General features: G+C 68.8%; 11 protein-coding genes, 2 tRNA genes and 1 pseudogene. 9 read left to right on the top strand and 5 right to left on the bottom strand.

The genetic code is table 11. The features are described from left to right. The first annotated feature begins 587 nt into the window (after nt 1-587). From ACZ1HC_RS02490 to ACZ1HC_RS02480, 3 genes are all read left to right on the top strand, one after another. Nucleotides 588-1,634 (top strand): COG4223 family protein, encoded by a 1,047-nt coding sequence (locus tag ACZ1HC_RS02490; RefSeq protein ID WP_472698605.1) that lies wholly within the window; start codon nt 588-590, stop codon nt 1,632-1,634. Between the two features lie 10 nt (nt 1,635-1,644). Continuing rightward, complete coding sequence (locus ACZ1HC_RS02485) at nt 1,645-3,432, top strand: heme biosynthesis HemY N-terminal domain-containing protein (protein ID WP_472698604.1); 1,788 nt, start codon at nt 1,645-1,647, stop codon at nt 3,430-3,432. 88 nt (nt 3,433-3,520) lie between these two features. Beyond that, nucleotides 3,521-3,596 (top strand) — tRNA-Thr (locus tag ACZ1HC_RS02480). Between the two features lie 61 nt (nt 3,597-3,657). Here ACZ1HC_RS02480 and ACZ1HC_RS02475 read toward each other — a convergent pair. The 3 genes and pseudogenes from ACZ1HC_RS02475 to metG all read right to left on the bottom strand — a co-directional run bounded on the left by ACZ1HC_RS02475 (nt 3,658) and on the right by metG (nt 6,563). Continuing rightward, a tRNA-Leu gene (locus tag ACZ1HC_RS02475) sits at nt 3,658-3,743 on the bottom strand. Between the two features lie 55 nt (nt 3,744-3,798). Next, nucleotides 3,799-4,718: pseudogene (rocF, locus tag ACZ1HC_RS02470) on the bottom strand (arginase). A gap of 120 nt (nt 4,719-4,838) precedes the next feature. Continuing rightward, a complete protein-coding gene (gene metG, locus ACZ1HC_RS02465; RefSeq protein ID WP_472698603.1) occupies nt 4,839-6,563 on the bottom strand; it encodes a methionine--tRNA ligase in 1,725 nt (574 codons plus the stop codon). Nucleotides 6,564-6,713: 150 nt separating this feature from the next. Here metG and ACZ1HC_RS02460 point away from each other — a divergent pair, with 150 nt between their 5' ends. Together ACZ1HC_RS02460 and ACZ1HC_RS02455 are read left to right on the top strand one after the other, a co-directional pair. After that, a complete protein-coding gene (locus tag ACZ1HC_RS02460; RefSeq protein ID WP_472698602.1) occupies nt 6,714-7,235 on the top strand; it encodes a BLUF domain-containing protein in 522 nt (173 codons plus the stop codon). Nucleotides 7,236-7,356: 121 nt separating this feature from the next. Continuing rightward, nucleotides 7,357-8,004 (top strand): hypothetical protein, encoded by a 648-nt coding sequence (locus ACZ1HC_RS02455; protein ID WP_472698601.1) that lies wholly within the window; start codon nt 7,357-7,359, stop codon nt 8,002-8,004. Nucleotides 8,005-8,024: 20 nt separating this feature from the next. On the opposite strand, the gene ACZ1HC_RS02450 is transcribed toward ACZ1HC_RS02455, so the two are convergent. Further along, on the bottom strand, nt 8,025-8,654 hold the full coding sequence (locus ACZ1HC_RS02450) for a GcrA family cell cycle regulator (protein WP_472698600.1): 630 nt from the start codon (nt 8,652-8,654) through the stop codon (nt 8,025-8,027). A 117-nt stretch (nt 8,655-8,771) separates the two neighbouring features. On the opposite strand from ACZ1HC_RS02450, the gene ACZ1HC_RS02445 reads away from it, so the two are divergent. The 4 genes from ACZ1HC_RS02445 (at nt 8,772) to ACZ1HC_RS02430 (ending at nt 14,192) form a co-directional block, all read left to right on the top strand. Next, nucleotides 8,772-9,605: an ABC transporter permease gene (locus ACZ1HC_RS02445; RefSeq protein ID WP_472698599.1), complete on the top strand. Its 834-nt coding sequence runs from the start codon at nt 8,772-8,774 to the stop codon at nt 9,603-9,605. A gap of 139 nt (nt 9,606-9,744) precedes the next feature. After that, complete coding sequence (locus ACZ1HC_RS02440; RefSeq protein ID WP_472698598.1) at nt 9,745-10,911, top strand: acetylornithine transaminase; 1,167 nt, start codon at nt 9,745-9,747, stop codon at nt 10,909-10,911. A gap of 182 nt (nt 10,912-11,093) precedes the next feature. Next, nucleotides 11,094-12,020 (top strand): ornithine carbamoyltransferase, encoded by a 927-nt coding sequence (gene argF, locus ACZ1HC_RS02435; RefSeq protein ID WP_472698597.1) that lies wholly within the window; start codon nt 11,094-11,096, stop codon nt 12,018-12,020. Between the two features lie 147 nt (nt 12,021-12,167). Beyond that, nucleotides 12,168-14,192, top strand: coding sequence for a PhoX family protein (locus ACZ1HC_RS02430; protein ID WP_472698596.1), 2,025 nt, complete (start codon nt 12,168-12,170; stop codon nt 14,190-14,192). A gap of 83 nt (nt 14,193-14,275) precedes the next feature. On the opposite strand, the gene ACZ1HC_RS02425 is transcribed toward ACZ1HC_RS02430, so the two are convergent. Continuing rightward, nucleotides 14,276-15,871 carry a phosphoenolpyruvate carboxykinase gene (locus ACZ1HC_RS02425; protein WP_472698595.1) on the bottom strand — a complete coding sequence of 532 codons (1,596 nt, stop codon included), beginning with the start codon at nt 15,869-15,871 and terminating at the stop codon, nt 14,276-14,278. Nucleotides 15,872-15,884 lie beyond the last annotated feature (13 nt).

Below are 15,884 nucleotides of genomic sequence, written 5' to 3'. Positions count from 1 at the left end.
GGCGGGTTGAGAAGCGGCCCCTGCCTGATTAGGCTGCGGGCCAGCCGCGGCCAGCCTGCCGCCGCGAGACGGGGACCAAACGTGAAAAAGCCAGACAAGACCAGGACGACCAGCCCATCCGCAACCCCGCAGGACGACGCGCCCTCGACGTCGAAAAGGCAGGCAGCCGCGCCCGGCGTCATCGCCTCGGCCGACATCCCCTCGGGCGAGGGCAAGGCGGCCGCAGCCTCGGGCGGCGAGGTCAAGCCCGTCGAATCGACGCTGCTGGGCGACAAGACCGGCCAGAACCCCCTGCTGCGCGCAGGGCCGCCCAGGACCAGGCGGCGACCCGCGGCGCCGATGCGTCCCGCGATGCCAGCCTGTCGCCCACGGGCGGCAAGGCGGCGGCGACCCAAGCGACGACCGCCGTCCCGGCTTCTGCGACGGAGCCGGCCTCCTCGGCAGTCTCCGGATCGTCGGCGGTCACGGGATCCACAGGGTCCGCAGCGTCCACCGGATCCACGGGCGTCTCGGGTTCTTCGGCCTCCTCGACCTCTCCGGCAGCGTCGCCCGCTGCAGCGTCCCCTGCGCCCGCGCAGAAGGTGACGGTGCGCAAGACCGGCTTCTGGCCGGTGGTGCTGGGGGGCGTTGTGGCCGCGGGCCTGGGCTCGGCCGCAACGATCTGGGCGCTGCCCAATCTGCCAGAAGGCTGGCTGCCCCCGCAGCCCGAGCCGGCAGCCGCCGCCCCCGAACTGGACCTTGCCGCCATCCGCACCGATGCCGTCGCCGCCGCCCAGGACGCCACCGCCGAGCAGATCGACGCGCTGCGCGCCGAACTGGCCGCGCAGACCGAACAGGCGCAGGCCGAGGCCCAGGCCGCACCCGCCGGCCCGTCCCAGGAGGACCTGGCGGCGCTGCGCCAGCAGATCGAGCAGCAGGCCGCGCGCCTTGATGAACAGGTTTCCCGGATCGAGGAGCAGGCCGCCCGAATCGAGGAACTGGCGGCGCGTCCGCAAGTCGATCCCGAGACGGCTTCGCGTCTCCAGTCCCTTGTCGATCAGGCCGGGGCGCTGGAACAGCAGATCCAGACCGCGACACAATCCGCCCTGTCCCAGATCAACGCGGCCCAGTCCGAGGCGCAGCGGTTGCAGGACGCCGCCGCCGAAAGCACCCGCCGGGCCGAGGCGGTGGCGGCAATCGCGTCGCTGCAGGCCCGGCTTGACCAGGGCGTGACGCCCGACGAGGCGCGTCAGACGCTGGAAGGCGCGGGCCTGCAGACGCCCGAGGCGCTGACCCGCGAGGTTCCCAGCCTGGACGGGCTTCAGGCGGACTTTCCCCGGGCCGCCCGGGACGCGCTGCGGGCGGCGCTGCGCCAGGACAGCGCCGAGGGCGACGGCAACGTGCTGACGAACTTCCTGCGCGCCCAGACCGGCGCGCGGTCGGTCGAGGCGCGCGAGGGATCGGACCCGGACGCGGTCCTGTCGCGCGCCAACGACGCGGTCGAGGAAGGCCGCATCGCCGACGCGCTGGCCGAGATCGATTCCCTGCCCGAGGAGGCCCGGGCCGCCCCGGCGATGGCCGACTGGCTGGACGGGGCCACCGCCTATCGCGATGCGCAGGCGGCCCTGTCCGACCTGTCCGCCCCTGCAAACTGAGGTTCGGGCAATGTTGCTGTCCCTGTTGAAAATCCTGTTCTTCTTCGCGGTCGTCGTGGCCGTCGCCCTTGGCGCGGTGCATCTGTCGGAAACCGGACAGATGCTGCGGATCGAATACGCCGGCACCGAATATGTGCTGACCCCGGTCAAGGCGGTCGTGGCGCTGCTGATCCTGATGGTGCTGGCCTGGCTGGTGTTCAAGGCCCTCGGGCTGCTGCTGGCCTTCATCCGCTTCATCGCCGGCGACGAAACCGCCATCGACCGCTATTTCGCCCGCTCGCGCGAGCGCAAGGGCTACGAGGCCCTGGCCGACGGGATGCTTGCCGTCGCCTCGGGCGAGGGCAAGCTGGCCCAGGAAAAGGCCGCCAAGGCCGAGAAATACCTGAACATGCCCCACATCACCAACCTGCTGTCGGCCCAGGCGGCCGAGGTCGCGGGCGACAGGGACCGGGCAGGCCAGGTCTACCGCACCCTGCTGCAGGACGACCGCACCCGCTTCGTGGGCATCCGCGGGCTGATGCGCCAGAAGATCGAGGACGGCGACACCGCCACCGCGCTGCTGCTGGCGCAAAAGGCCTATGCGCTGAAGCCCCGCCACCGCGAGTTGCAGGACACGCTGCTGGATCTTGAGATGCGCGAGCATGACTGGAAGGGCGCGCGCCAAGTGCTGAAGGACAAGCGCCGCCAGGGCGATCTGCCCAAGGACGTGCATATCCGCCGTGACGCGGTGCTGGCCCTGCAGGAAGCCAGCGAGGTTCTGGCCCAGGGCAACTCCATCAGCGCGCGCGAGGCCGCCATCTCGGCCAGCAAGGCGTCGCCCGACCTGATCCCGGCGGCGGTGCTGGCCGCGCGCAGCTACATCGCGCAGAAGGATTACCGCAACGCCTCTCGCGTGCTGGAAAAGACCTGGTCGGTGCGTCCCCATCCCGACGTGGCGGCGACCTATGCCGAGATCGTGCCCGACGAATCGACCGCGGCCCGTCTGGAGCGGTTCGAGCGGCTGATCGCCAGGAACCCCGATCACGAGGAGTCGCGCCTGCTGCGGGCCGAGCTGCTGCTGATGGCCGAGGACTTTCCCGGCGCCCGGCGCGCCCTGGGCGATGTGGCGGAAAAGCACCCCACGGTGCGGACGCTTTCGATCATGGCGGCAATTGAGCGCGGCGAGGGGGCCGACGACAGCGTCGTGCGGGGCTACCTGACGCGGGCGCTGACGGCCTCGCGCGGGCCGCAGTGGGTCTGCGACAAGTGCCACAACGTCATGGAGGCCTGGGCCCCGGTCTGCGACAGCTGCGGCGGCTTCGACACGCTGACCTGGCGCGAACCCGACACCCGCCGCCCCGTCGCGACCGTGGCGCCCGGGGCCGAGATGCTGCCGCTTCTGGTCGGCGCGCCGAAGCGGAAGCCCGCCGCGCCGGAACCCGCCGACACCCATACTGGCGCCGATGCAGAGGTCCGGCCGCCGTCGGTCCCGCAGCCCACCGCAAGGCCGGACGCCGAGCCCGCGGCCAAGGCTGCGCCGGCGCCCCGCAAGATCGAGATCGCGCAGGTGGCGCCGGGCATGGTGCCGCGGGAAAGCGACTACATGACCATCGAGCCGGCCACCACGATCACCACCCCCGAACCGGCCCCGGCCCGGCCCGAGACGGTGTCCGCGCCCAGCATTCAACCGGTGGTGAGGCCGGCCCCCGAGCGTCCCTTCGACAAGGCCCCGGCGTCGCAACCCGAGCCGGTCCCGGTGCGTCCCGACGTGCTGCCGCCCGAGGAGGCCGACTGGACCGAGGGCAAGACCCGCCCCTGAGGCGGACGGTTCGGGGGCGCACAGAAAAAACGCCGCGCCCCCTTTTCCCGTCGCGCGGAAGCTGCTATCCGGCGCCGCACAACCAGATGCCGGTGTAGCTCAGCTGGTAGAGCACGTCATTCGTAATGATGGGGTCGGGGGTTCGAGTCCCTTCACCGGCACCAGGTTGTTCCAGCAGACGGCCAGTCCCCCGGGCTGGCCGTTGGCGTTTCCGGGCCGGAATGATGGTGCGGGCGGCGGGACTTGAACCCGCACGGGCTTGCGCCCCAGGGAGTTTAAGTCCCATGCGTCTGCCATTCCGCCACGCCCGCTCCCGGATTGGCTAACGGGCGGGGGGCGGTTGGCAAGGCTTTCGGCGGTCTGGCGCTAGAAGCTGCGGGTCGGACGGTCGAAGACCTTGCGGCCCATCAAGCTGCCTACCAGATCGACCATCAGCTTGGCGGTGCGGCCGCGGTCATCCAGGAACGGGTTCAGTTCGACCAGATCCAGCGATGTCACCAGGCCCGATTCGTGCAGCAGTTCCATGACCAGATGCGCCTCGCGGAAGGTGGTGCCGCCGGGCACGGTCGTGCCCACTGCGGGCGCGATCGAGGGGTCCAGGAAATCCACGTCCAGCGAGACGTGCAGCATCCCGCCTGCCGCCGCCACCCGGTTCAGGAACGTGCGCAGCGGGGCGACGATGCCCTGTTCGTCCAGCACGCGCATGTCGTTCACGGTGATGTCGACGGCAAGCATCGCCGCGTGTTCGGCCGGATCGACGCTGCGGATGCCGAACATGCAGATGTTCTGGCCGGGCACCGGATCGGGGAAGGGGGAAAGGGATCGAAGCCGGGAAGGCCCAGCGCATAGGCGATGGGCGTGCCGTGCAGGTTGCCCGAGGTGGTGGTCTGCACCGTATGGATGTCGCTGTGGGCGTCCAGCCACAGCACGAACAGCGGCCTTCCCTGCTGCCGGGCGTGGATCGCCGCCCCGGCGACGCTGCCCAGCGCCAGCGCATGGTCTCCGCCCATCACTACCGGCAGCCCCTGGGGCAGCGCCTCGGCCATCGCCTCGCGCAGGGCGTGGGTCCAAGCGATCATCTCGGGCAGGTGGTGGACGGCGGGGTTGGCGCAATGGGCATCGGGCGCCGGACCCGGGCGGATGTCGCCGCGATCCTCGACGGTGTGGCCCAGCGCCGTCAGCGTGCCGGCGAGACCGGCCACCCGGTAGGCGGCGGGCCCCATCAGGCAGCCGGGGCGCCGCTGGCCTTCATCGACGGGCGCGCCGATCAGGATGCAATGGGTCATGGGACCTTCCTGTGTTGCCTCGGTTCAAAAGAACATGCCGGGCGACGGGGTTCCACCGCCCGTCGCAGCGGCGCGTCGGAACGGGCAGCCTGTGCCCGTGCCGGTTCGGCCCTTCGCCCGTCACGCGGTGGCGCGCACCCCCTTGAACCGCTCCTCCCACCGTTCGCGCTGTTCGTCGGTGATCTTGGCGAACAGCACCTCGGGCACGGTGAAGGCATGGCCTGCGGGCAGCGCGGTCAGCGCCCCCGCCACGTCGTCGGGCCAGGCGGCGTCGCGCGTCCGCATCGCCTCCAGCATGGCCCCGGCAGCGAAGGGCACGAAAGGGGCGGACAGGATCGCGTAGAGGCGGATCAGGTTCAGGCCCAGCCGGACCTGCATGGCGGCCTTTTCAGGGTCGGCCTTGTGCGTGGACCAGGGGGCGGCCGACTGCAGGTATTCGTTGCCCAGAACCCAGATGGCCCGCAATTCGGCGGCCGACTTGCGCACCTCGGTCGCGGCCATGAAGCCTTCATAGGCGCGGATCCGGGCGGTCAGGGCCTGGACCAGCGCGGCTTCCTCGGCCCCATGGGCGCCGCCGCCGGGCACCGTCTCGCCGAACTTCGAGCGGCAGAACTTGGTGATGCGGCTGACGAAGTTGCCCAGGACATCGGCCAGATCCTTGTTCACGGACTGCTGGAAGTTTTCCCAGGTGAACTCGCTGTCGCCGGATTCGGGCGCGTGGGACAGAAGCCACCACCGCCAGTAATCGGCGGGCAGGATCTCGAGCGCGTGGTCCATGAAGACGCCGCGGCCCTGGCTGGTCGAGAACTGCCCCCCGTCATAGGTCAGGTAGTTGAAGGACTTGATGTAGTCGACCAGCTTCCAGGGTTCGCCCGACCCGATCAGGGTGGCGGGGAAGGACAGGGTGTGGAAGGGCACGTTGTCCTTGCCCATGAACTGCGTGTAGGTCACGTCGTCCGCGCCTTCGTCCGTGCGCCACCAGCGCCGCCAGTCGGCGTCGGGAAGGCCGGCGGCGTCGGCCCATTCGGCGGTCGCGGAAATGTATTCGATGGGGGCGTCGAACCAGACGTAGAAGACCTTGCCCTCCATCCCCGGCCAGGGGCGGTCGCCGCGTCTGACCGGCACGCCCCAGTGCAGGTCGCGGGTGATCCCCCGGTCCTGAAGCCCTTCGCCGTCGTTCAGCCATTTCCGGGCAATCGAGGTGGTCAGGATCGGCCAGTCGCTCTTGCTGTCGATCCAGGCGCTGATGCGGTCCTTCAGCGCCGACTGGCGCAGATAAAGGTGCTTGGTTTCCCGCACCTCCAGGTTGGTGCTGCCGGAAATGGCGCTGCGCGGGTCGATCAGGTCGGTGGGGTCAAGCTGCTTGGTGCAGTTCTCGCACTGGTCGCCGCGCGCCTTGTCATAGCCGCAGTTGGGGCAGGTGCCCTCGATGTAGCGGTCGGGCAGGAAGCGGCCGTCATCAACGGAATAGACCTGCTTCTCGCTGACCTCGGCGATATAGCCGTTGTCGGCCAGCCTGCCCGCCAGATGCTGGGTCAGCGCATGGTTCCGCGGGCTGGAGGACCGGCCATAGTGATCGAAGGACAGCCCGAATCCCCGCGCCAGATCCGCCTGCACCTGGTGCATCCGCGCGCAGTAGTCGGCCACGGGTTCGCCCGTCTTGGCGGCGGCCAGTTCGGCGGGCGTGCCGTGTTCGTCGGTGGCGCAGATGAACATCACCTCGTGGCCCCGCGCGCGCAGGAAGCGGGCATAGAGGTCGGCGGGCAACTGCGAGCCGACAAGGTTGCCCAGGTGCTTGATGCCGTTGATATAGGGCAGGGCAGAGGTAATGAGGTGGCGGGCCATGCGGTGCGTCCTGTCAGGGTCGCGTCTCCTTAGCCGCCCGGCCGGGCAAATTGAAGCGGTTTAGAAAGGCAGGATTTCTGTTGCACTCCCTGCAAGAGGTGTCCTAGTAGAATTAGACAAATGACCAGACGGGGACATGACAGAGCCATGATGGACGAGGCGCCGGAGGCCGGGAACGCGGCTCAGCCCCGCAATCCGCAGGCGGATGACAGGCTGGGCTATTGCCTTTACCGCAGCCTGATCCACCCTTCGCTTGACCAGGCCGGCGTTGCTGCGATCCTGGAGGACGCGCGCGAGCGCAACCACCGCACCGGCGTGACGGGTTGCCTGCATTACGAGGACGGAACCTTCGTCCAGTGGATCGAGGGGCCCTGGTTGCGCATCTTCCGGCTGGTGGACACCCTGCGCGACGACAACCGGCATCTGCAGATGACGGTCCTTGACCAGGGCTCGCTGTCCCGGCGCCTGTTCCCGGACTGGGACATGCGCTTTTCCGACCCCGCCGCCGCATCGCTTATGGACTGGCTTGCGGACTGGAAGACCCGCAGCCCCGACGAGGCGGCCTATGCCGACCGCGTGAGGCAGTTCCTGCAGGCGATCGGAAGCGCGGGGCCTGACGCCGGCCAGCTGGGCGGCGAGGGCGGCCTTGCCAATCCGGGTGGCGGCCACTAGCCTGCCTCATCACGACCGGAAGCCGCCCCTGACCCCTGCCGCCAGGAAGGACAGTCCCATCGAACGATCCGCCCGACATCCGTCAGGACTGCCCCCGCCGCCGCGGATTTTCGGCAGGCCGGTGCTGGTTCTGGCGGCGATCGCAGGCCTGACGGTCGTTGCCCTCGTTCTGCATCTGGCGCTGGCCGACCCCGGGGCCAAACTGCTGTCCGAAGCGGGCCCGGTGGAACGGATGTCGGCCGTCACCCTGTGCCTTGGGGCGGGGCTGCTGGCCTGGGACATGGCGGCCCGTCGGGACTGGGCGAACTGGCACCGGCTGGTGCTGGTCCTGGCCGCGGGCCTGCGGGAACTGGACTGGGACAAGGCCTTCACGAACAGCGGCGTCCTGTCGCTGAAGCTGTACACGCGCGACAATCCCGCCGAACAGAAGATCGCCGGCCTGATCGTGGTCCTGCTGCTGGGCGCGGCCGTGCTGCGCCTGCTCAGGCGCGACCTGCGGCCCTGGCGCCTGGCCCTGCGCCGGCGGATGGCGCCGGCCTGGCTGATCGCCGCGGCAGTCCTGGTCTATGCCGTGGCGAAGTCTCTAGACGGCCTGGCGCGGAAGCTTGCCCCCTGGGGGATCGAGGTGGCCGGTTGGGTGAACGACATCGCCGGGCAGAGCGAGGAGGTCCTGGAGCTGGCCGCCGCGGTCATGATCCTGCAGGCGATCGGTCTGGCGGTCGCGGGTCCCCGGACGGCAAACGGGCCGCCCGCCGAAGGACGGCCCTGAAGCCGCGGGGCTGCCGCCCGCTAGCGCCGCCGGTCGCGGCGCGAACTCATCGGCTGGAAGGCCACGCTGACATGGGTCTCGCAATAGGGCTTGCCGGGCTGGCTGGGCAGGCCGCAGAACCAGAACTTTTCGGTCGCGGGGTCGCCGATCGGCCATTTGCAGGTCCGCTCGGTCAGTTCCATCAGGGTCAGCTTGCGGGCGCGCTTTTCCACCTCGCGGACCGAAGCCAAGGTTTCGGGGCTGATCTCGTTCGCGGAAGGCTGGGGCGGCAGGGGCTGACCCGCCGGCACGATCGGGCGGCGCGGGACGGGGGTGAAGACGGGTTGGGACACGGGTTCTTCCTCGGCACGCTCCTCGCGCTGGGGGGCGGCAGGCTCGGGTTGCGGCTCGGGCTGCGGTTCGGGGCGCAGGGCCTGGGCGGCCGCGGCCGGCTGGCGGTCGGCCTTCTTCTCGGCCACGGGTTCGGGGGCGGGCGCAGGGGCGGGGACCGGCTCGGCCTCGTCGCCGCGGTTGGACAGACCCAGGCGGTGGACCTTGCCGATGACCGCGTTGCGCGTGACGCCGCCCAGTTCCTTGGCGATGGCGCTGGCCGACTGGCCCTCGGCCCACATGCGCTTCAGCGTCTCGACGCGTTCATCCGTCCAGGACATGGCTGCCTTTCCGGGCGTGCGATCCGCGCCGCCCCATCTTGAAACCTGCGATTGGCCCCGTCAGAAACGGGATGCCGAGATTTAGCCGCCGATGCGCAGAAATTCAAGGACCGCCGGATGAGCCAGACGATCTTCCCCCACCGCCCCGCCGGCGAACAGCCCGCCATGGGCGTGCGCCGCTTCGGCCGCGTGAACTGGCTGGGGCTGCGCACCCTCGCCACCCGAGAGGTGATGCGGTTCATGGCCGTCTGGCAGCAGACGGTCTTTGCGCCGCTGATGACGGCGGCGCTGTTCGTGCTGATCTTCGCCCTGGCGATGGGCCAGGGACGCGGAGAGGTGATGGGCCTGCCCTATCTGGTGTTCCTGGGCCCCGGCATCCTGATGATGACGGTGGTGCAGAACGCCTTCGCCAATACCTCGAGCTCGATCACCTCGGCCAAGGTGCAGGGCAACATCGTGGACACGCTGATGCCGCCCCTGTCGGCGGGCGAACTGCTGACCGGCTATCTGGCGGGATCGGTCGCCCGCGCCGGGCTGGTCGGGGCGGTGATCGGCGCGGGAATGGTGCTGGTGACGGGGCAGGGGGTGGCCCATCCGGTCTGGGCGCTGACCTTCATCCTGCTGGCCGCGCTGATGCTGGGGGGCTTGGGCATCCTGGCCGGGGTGCTGGCGCAGAAGTTCGACCAGATGGCGGCGATCAGCAACTTCGTCATCACGCCCCTGTCCTTCCTGTCGGGCACCTTCTATTCGGTCCAGTCCCTGCCGGAACCCTTCCGCACGTTGTCGCACTGGAATCCGGTCTTCTACCTGATCGACGGGGCGCGCTACGGCGTCACCGGCGTCAGCGATGCGCCGGTCTGGCGCGGGCTGGTGATCTGCGTGCTGGTCGTGGCCGTGATCCTGTGGCTGGGCTGGCGGTGGCTGAAAACCGGCTACCGGATGAAAGCGTGATTGCACGGCCCTCGAATCGGCGCTATGGCGGGGCCATGATCGCATGGACCGCCACCACCGCCCGTCCCCGACGTTGACCTGCGTCACCGCCCGATCCGTCCTGCCCACGCCGTCCGTCCTGCCAATCGGGAAGTTCCCCATGATTTCGCACGTCCTGCCGACCTATAACCGCGCCCCGATCGCCTTCGAGAAGGGCGAGGGGGTCTGGGCTATCGCCACCGACGGCAGCCGGTATCTGGACCTGGGATCGGGCATTGCGGTGAACGTGCTGGGTCACGCCAACCCCGACCTCGTGGCTGCGCTGACCGAACAGGCGGGGAAGATCTGGCACGTCTCGAACCTCTACCAGATCCCCCAGCAGGAACGGCTGGCCGACCTGCTTGTGGAACATACCTTCGCCGATACCGCCTTCATCACCAATTCGGGCACCGAAGCCGCCGAACTGGCGATCAAGATGGTCCGCAAGTACTGGCACGACCAGGGCCAGGACCGGATCGAGATCCTGACCTTCGAGGGCGCCTTCCACGGCCGCTCGACCGGCGCCATCGCCGCCTCGGGGGCGGAAAAGATGGTCAAGGGCTTCGGCCCGCTGATGCCCGGCTTCCGGCAACTTCCCTGGGGCGACATGGCGGCGCTGAAGGCCGCGATCAGCGACAGGACGGCCGCGGTCATGCTGGAACCCGTGCAGGGCGAGGGCGGCATCCGCCCGCTGCCCGATGCCGACCTGCAAGAGATCCGCGCGCTCTGCGACCGGCACGGCGCGCTTCTGGTCCTGGACGAGGTGCAATGCGGCATGGGCCGGACCGGCCGGCTGTTCGCCCATGAATATGCAGGGATCGCGCCCGACATCATGATGGTGGCCAAGGGCATCGGCGGGGGCTTCCCGCTGGGCGCGGTGCTGGCAACGGAAAAGGCGGCGGCCGGCATGGTCGCGGGCACGCACGGATCGACCTATGGCGGCAACCCCTTGGCCTGCGCGGTCGGCGCCCGGGTGATGGAGATCGTGGCCGACGACGCCTTCCTGGCCGAGGTGAACCGCAAGGCCGCCCTGTTCCGTCAGAAGCTCGAGGGCTTGGTCGCGGCCCACCCGGAGGTCTTCGAAGCGGTGCGCGGCCAGGGCCTGATGCTGGGCCTCAAATGCAAGGTTTCGCCCGCGGATGTGGTCAAGGCCGGATACGCCCAGCACCTGCTGACCGTGCCCGCTGCCGACAACACCCTGCGCCTGCTGCCGCCGCTGAACATCACCGACGACGAAATCGCCGAGGCCGTGGCGCGCCTCGACCGGGCGGCCTCCAGCCTTGGCTGAGGTTTTGCCCCTGTTCGCCGCCGCAACCCTCGCGGGGCTCCTTCCGGTCCGGCGACGATAATCGCTTCTTCTTTGTCCGAAATACCCCGGGGGAACGCGCGGCACGCGCGTGGGGGCAGCGCCCCCTCTTGACCGCGAAGGCCGCGGCAGGCTTCCTTGTCCAAACCGCGAAGGCATCGAAGATGAAGCATTTTCTGGATATCCACACCACCGACAAGGCCGATTTGCGGTCGATCATCGACCAGGCCCACGCCATGAAGACCGCCCGCAACAACCGTCCGAAGGGGATGGCCGACGACGACCAGCCGCTGGCGGGGCGCATGGTGGCGCTGATCTTCGAAAAGCCCTCGACCCGCACCCGCGTCAGCTTCGACGTGGGCGTGCGCCAGATGGGCGGGCAGACCATGGTCCTGTCGGGATCCGAAATGCAGCTTGGCCACGGCGAAACCATCGCCGACACCGCGCGCGTCCTGTCGCGCTACGTGGATCTCATCATGATCCGCACCTTCGAGGAGGCGACGCTGCTGGAAATGGCCGAATACGCCACTGTCCCGGTCATCAACGGGCTGACCAACCGCACCCATCCCTGCCAGATCATGGCCGACGTGATGACCTTCGAGGAACATCGCGGCCCGATCGCCGGCCGCAAGGTGGTCTGGGTGGGCGACGGCAACAACGTCTGCGCCAGCGTGATCCACGGCGCGGGCCAGTTCGGCTACGACTTCACCTTCAGCGGCCCGCCCCCGCTGGATCCCGAACGCGAGGCCCTGGACTTCGCCCGCGCCCATGGCGTCCGGGCCGAGATCGTGCGCGATCCCGCCCAGGCGGTCGCGGGCGCCGATCTGGTCATCGCCGACACCTGGGTTTCGATGCACGACCCGCAATCGGCCAAGGAACGGCGCCACAACCAGCTGCGCGGCTACCAGGTCAACGAGGCGCTGATGGCAAAGGCCAAGCCCGACAGCCTGTTCATGCACTGCCTGCCTGCCCATCGCGAGGACGAGGTGACCAGCGCCGTCATGGACGGCCCGCATTCGGTGGTCTGGGACGAGGCCGAGAACCGCCTTCACGCCCAGAAGGCCATCATGCGCTGGTGCCTGGGGGTGTGACCACCCAGCCGCAAGGCCGCCCGCCGGACATGCGAAAGCGTGCCCGTTTCAAGAAACCGTCACGGTTCCGACACCGCGCTGTCGCACCGTTCTTCTAAGCCCTGCCCGACGGGTCCCCGCGGCCCGAGGATCAGCCAGGAGAGCGCGATGCGTGACCAGCAAACCCGGAACATCTTCCGCACCAGCAGGCTCGAGGAGGCGGAGGGGCCCGGCCTGAACCCGACCGAAAGTCCGACGATGGGCGAAATCATCGCCGCGCGCTTCTCGCGGCGCGGCTTTCTCAGGGGGTCGATGGCGGTGACGGCGATCTCGGCCGCGGTCAGCCCCATGGCCCTGCTGTCGGCGGGCGATGCGCAGGCTGCCCCCGGCTCGGGTTCGACCTTCGCCTTCCCCGAAGTCGTGGCGGGCGTGGATGCCGACCATCACGTGGCCCAAGGCTATGATGCCGACGTGCTGCTGCGCTGGGGCGACAAGGTCTTCGCCGATGCGCCGGACTTCGATCCGATGAACCAGTCCGCGGCCGCCCAGGAACGTCAGTTCGGCTACAACAACGACTTCGTGGGCTTCATCCCCCTGGACGGCGCGGCCGACAGGGGCCTGCTGGTCGTGAACCACGAATATACCAACGATCACCTGATGTTCCCCGGGATCGTCACCATCCGCGAGGTCGAGGACACCGCCGAGGACGGGACCGTGACAACCGCACGGGAAATCGTCGTCGCCGAGGCCGACGAGGGCCGCGTCAACATCGAGATGGCGGCTCATGGCGGCACCGTCATCGAGATCCGCCGCGTGGACGGCAAGTGGCGGCCGGTTCTGGACGGCGCGCTGAACCGCCGCATCACCGCCACGACAGAGATGGAACTGTCGGGTCCGGCGGCGGGCCATGCGCGCCTGCAGACCTTGGCCGATCCCTCGGGCACCAGGGTGCTGGGGACCATCAACAACTGCGCCGGCGGCGTGACCCCCTGGGGCACCTACATCATGGCCGAGGAGAACATCCACGGCTATTTCATGGGCGAACTGCCCGAAGGCCACCCCGAGGCAGCGAACTACCAACGCCTGGGCATCCCCGAAGCGACCTATGCCTGGGGCAGGTTCCACGAGCGTTTCGACGTCTCGAAGGAACCGAACGAGGCCAACCGCTTCGGCTGGATCGTCGAGGTGGACGTGATGGATCCGGCCTCAACGCCCAGAAAGCGCACCGCGCTTGGCCGCTTCAAGCACGAGGGTGCGGAAAGCGTGGTTGCCCGGGACGGCCGCGTGGTCTTCTACCTGGGCGACGACGAGCGTTTCGACTATGTCTACAAGTTCGTGACGGCGGGACGCTATGACCCCCAGGACCGTGCCGCCAACATGGACCTGCTGGACGAGGGCACGCTGTATGTCGCGCGCTTCGATGCCGACGGCCGGGTGGTCTGGATGCCCCTGGTTCAGGGCCAGGGCCCGCTGACGCCCGAGAACGGCTTCATGAGCCAGGCCGATGTGGTCATCGACACCCGCCGCGCCGCCGACTTGCTGGGCGCCACGCCGATGGATCGCCCCGAAGACATCCAGCCGAACCCGCTGACGGGCCGCGCCTATGTCATGCTGACCAACAACACCAAGCGCGACCGGGCCAACGCGGCCAACCCCCGCGCCGAGAACGCCTTCGGCCACATCGTCGAGATCATCGAACGGGACGGCGATTTCACCGCCACGGAAGGGACCTGGGAAATCCTGGTGAAATGCGGGGATCCGAAGATCGCCCAGGTTGGCGCGACCTTCTCGACCGAAACCTCCGTCAACGGCTGGTTCGGGATGCCCGACAACGCCACGGTGGACCGGGATGGCCGGCTGTGGGTTTCGACCGACGGCAACTCGATGGCCGACACCGGCCGCACCGACGGCCTGTGGGCGGTGGATACCGAAGGGACGGCGCGCGGCACCTCTCGGCTGTTCTATCGCGTGCCGGTGGGCGCCGAACTGTGCGGCCCCTGCATGACCAGTGACATGACCACCTTCTTCGTGGCCGTCCAGCATCCGGGCGATGGCGGCGAGGACTGGGACGGCCACGGCCGCCCGTCCTATTACGAGGATCTGTCAACCCGCTGGCCGGACTTCAATGAGGCGATGCCGGTGCGCCCCGCGGTCGTGGCGATCACGAAGCAGGGCGGCGGCCGGATCGGCTAGGGCCGGTGCAGGCCGGCCGGGTGCCACTGAAAAGGCCGCGCATCTGCGCGGCCTTCCCCGTTCCTGTTGCTGTCGGGGCAGGATCAGCCGATGGCCGCCGCGCGCACCTCGTCATCGATGGCGTCCAGGTACTGCGCGAAGTTGTCGCTGAACATCTGGACGAGCCTGGCGGCCTGCCGGTCATAGGCCGCGGGATCGGCCCAGGTCTGGCGCGGATCCAGAAGCCGATCCTCGACCCCCGGCACGGACACCGGAACCTCGAAGCCGAAGTTCGGATCCTTGCGGAACTGCACGTCGTTCAGGCTGCCGTCCAGGGCGGCTGCCAGCAGCGCCCGGGTCGCTGCAATGGGCATCCGCTTGCCGGTGCCGAAGGCGCCGCCGGTCCAGCCGGTGTTCACCAGCCAGCAGCTTGCGCCGTGCTGGGCGATCTTTTCCTGCAGCAGCTTGCCATAGACCTCGGGGCGGCGCGGCATGAAGGGTGCGCCGAAGCAGGTCGAGAAGGTGGGGGTCGGCTCGGCAATGCCCACTTCGGTCCCCGGAGTCTTCGAGGTGAAGCCCGACAGGAAGTGATACATGGCCTGCGCCGGCGTCAGCCGCGCGATCGGCGGCAGCACGCCATAGGCGTCGCAGGTCAGCATGATGACGTTCTTCGGGTGCCCGCCCAGGCTGGTGGGGGACGCGTTGCCGATGGCCTCCAGCGGATAGGCGCAGCGCATGTTGTCGGTGATCGAGTTGTCCTCGAAGTCCAGATCCAGCGTCTCGGGATCGAAGACCATGTTCTCGATCACGGTGCCGAAGCGCGAGCAGGTGGCGTGGATCTCGGGCTCGGCCTCGGGCGAGAGGTTGATGGTCTTGGCGTAGCAGCCGCCCTCGAAGTTGAAGATGCCCTTGTCGGACCAGCCGTGTTCGTCGTCGCCGATCAGCACGCGCGAGGGATCCGCCGACAGCGTGGTCTTGCCGGTGCCCGACAGGCCGAAGAACACCGCGCTGTCATCGGGGTTGCCGATGGCGTGGTTGGCCGAACAGTGCATCGGCATGATGCCCTTTTCCGGCAGCAGATAGTTCAGCAGCGTGAAGACCGACTTCTTGTTCTCGCCGGCATAGGCGGTGTTCCCGATCAGGATCAGCTTCCTGGTGAAGTTCAGCGCGATCACGGTTTCGCTGCGGCAACCGTGGCGTTCGGGATCGGCCTTGAAGCCGGGGCAGTTGATGATGGTGAAGTCGGGCACGAAGCTTTCCAGCTCCGACGCATCCGGGCGGCGCAGCAGGTGGCGGATGAACAGCCCGTGCCAGGCCAGTTCCGTCACCACGCGCACGTCCAGCCGGTTGTCGGGATCCGCGCCGCCGAACAGGTCCTGCACGAAGTAGTCGCGGCCCTTCATGTGGGCCAGCATGTCCGCGTGCAGGCGGTCGAAGGCCTCAGGCGACATGGGCTTGTTGTTGTCCCACCAGATCGTGTCCTCGACCTCGGGGGTGCGGACCACGAACTTGTCCTTGGGCGACCGCCCCGTATGCGCGCCCGTCGAGACCAGGAAGGTCCCGCCAAGACCCAGCCTGCCTTCGCCCCGCGCCACCGCCTCGGTCATCAGCGCCGGTTCGAGAAGGTTGTAGTAAACCCGGCCAAGGCCTTCGATTCCCTGATCCTCAAGCTTGCAGTTCGGGTTTACGCGGCTGGCCATGTTCGGACGCTCC

This window comes from Paracoccus sp. BR5-17 (genome assembly GCF_055693925.1).
Note: the sequence above shows the minus strand (reverse complement) of the source record. Positions and strands in the feature narration are given on the sequence as shown.

Excerpts from the sequence above, each read along its gene's own strand:
- ACZ1HC_RS02485 (WP_472698604.1), top strand. The coding sequence starts at position 1,645 with ATGTTGCTGTCCCTGTTGAAAATCCTGTTCTTCTTCGCGGTCGTCGTG.
- metG (WP_472698603.1), bottom strand. The coding sequence starts at position 6,563 with ATGGCCCGCCACCTCATTACCTCTGCCCTGCCCTATATCAACGGCATC.
- ACZ1HC_RS02460 (WP_472698602.1), top strand. The coding sequence starts at position 6,714 with ATGGACGAGGCGCCGGAGGCCGGGAACGCGGCTCAGCCCCGCAATCCG.
- ACZ1HC_RS02450 (WP_472698600.1), bottom strand. The coding sequence starts at position 8,654 with ATGTCCTGGACGGATGAACGCGTCGAGACGCTGAAGCGCATGTGGGCC.
- ACZ1HC_RS02445 (WP_472698599.1), top strand. The coding sequence starts at position 8,772 with ATGAGCCAGACGATCTTCCCCCACCGCCCCGCCGGCGAACAGCCCGCC.
- ACZ1HC_RS02440 (WP_472698598.1), top strand. The coding sequence starts at position 9,745 with ATGATTTCGCACGTCCTGCCGACCTATAACCGCGCCCCGATCGCCTTC.
- argF (WP_472698597.1), top strand. The coding sequence starts at position 11,094 with ATGAAGCATTTTCTGGATATCCACACCACCGACAAGGCCGATTTGCGG.
- ACZ1HC_RS02430 (WP_472698596.1), top strand. The coding sequence starts at position 12,168 with ATGCGTGACCAGCAAACCCGGAACATCTTCCGCACCAGCAGGCTCGAG.
- ACZ1HC_RS02425 (WP_472698595.1), bottom strand. The coding sequence starts at position 15,871 with ATGGCCAGCCGCGTAAACCCGAACTGCAAGCTTGAGGATCAGGGAATC.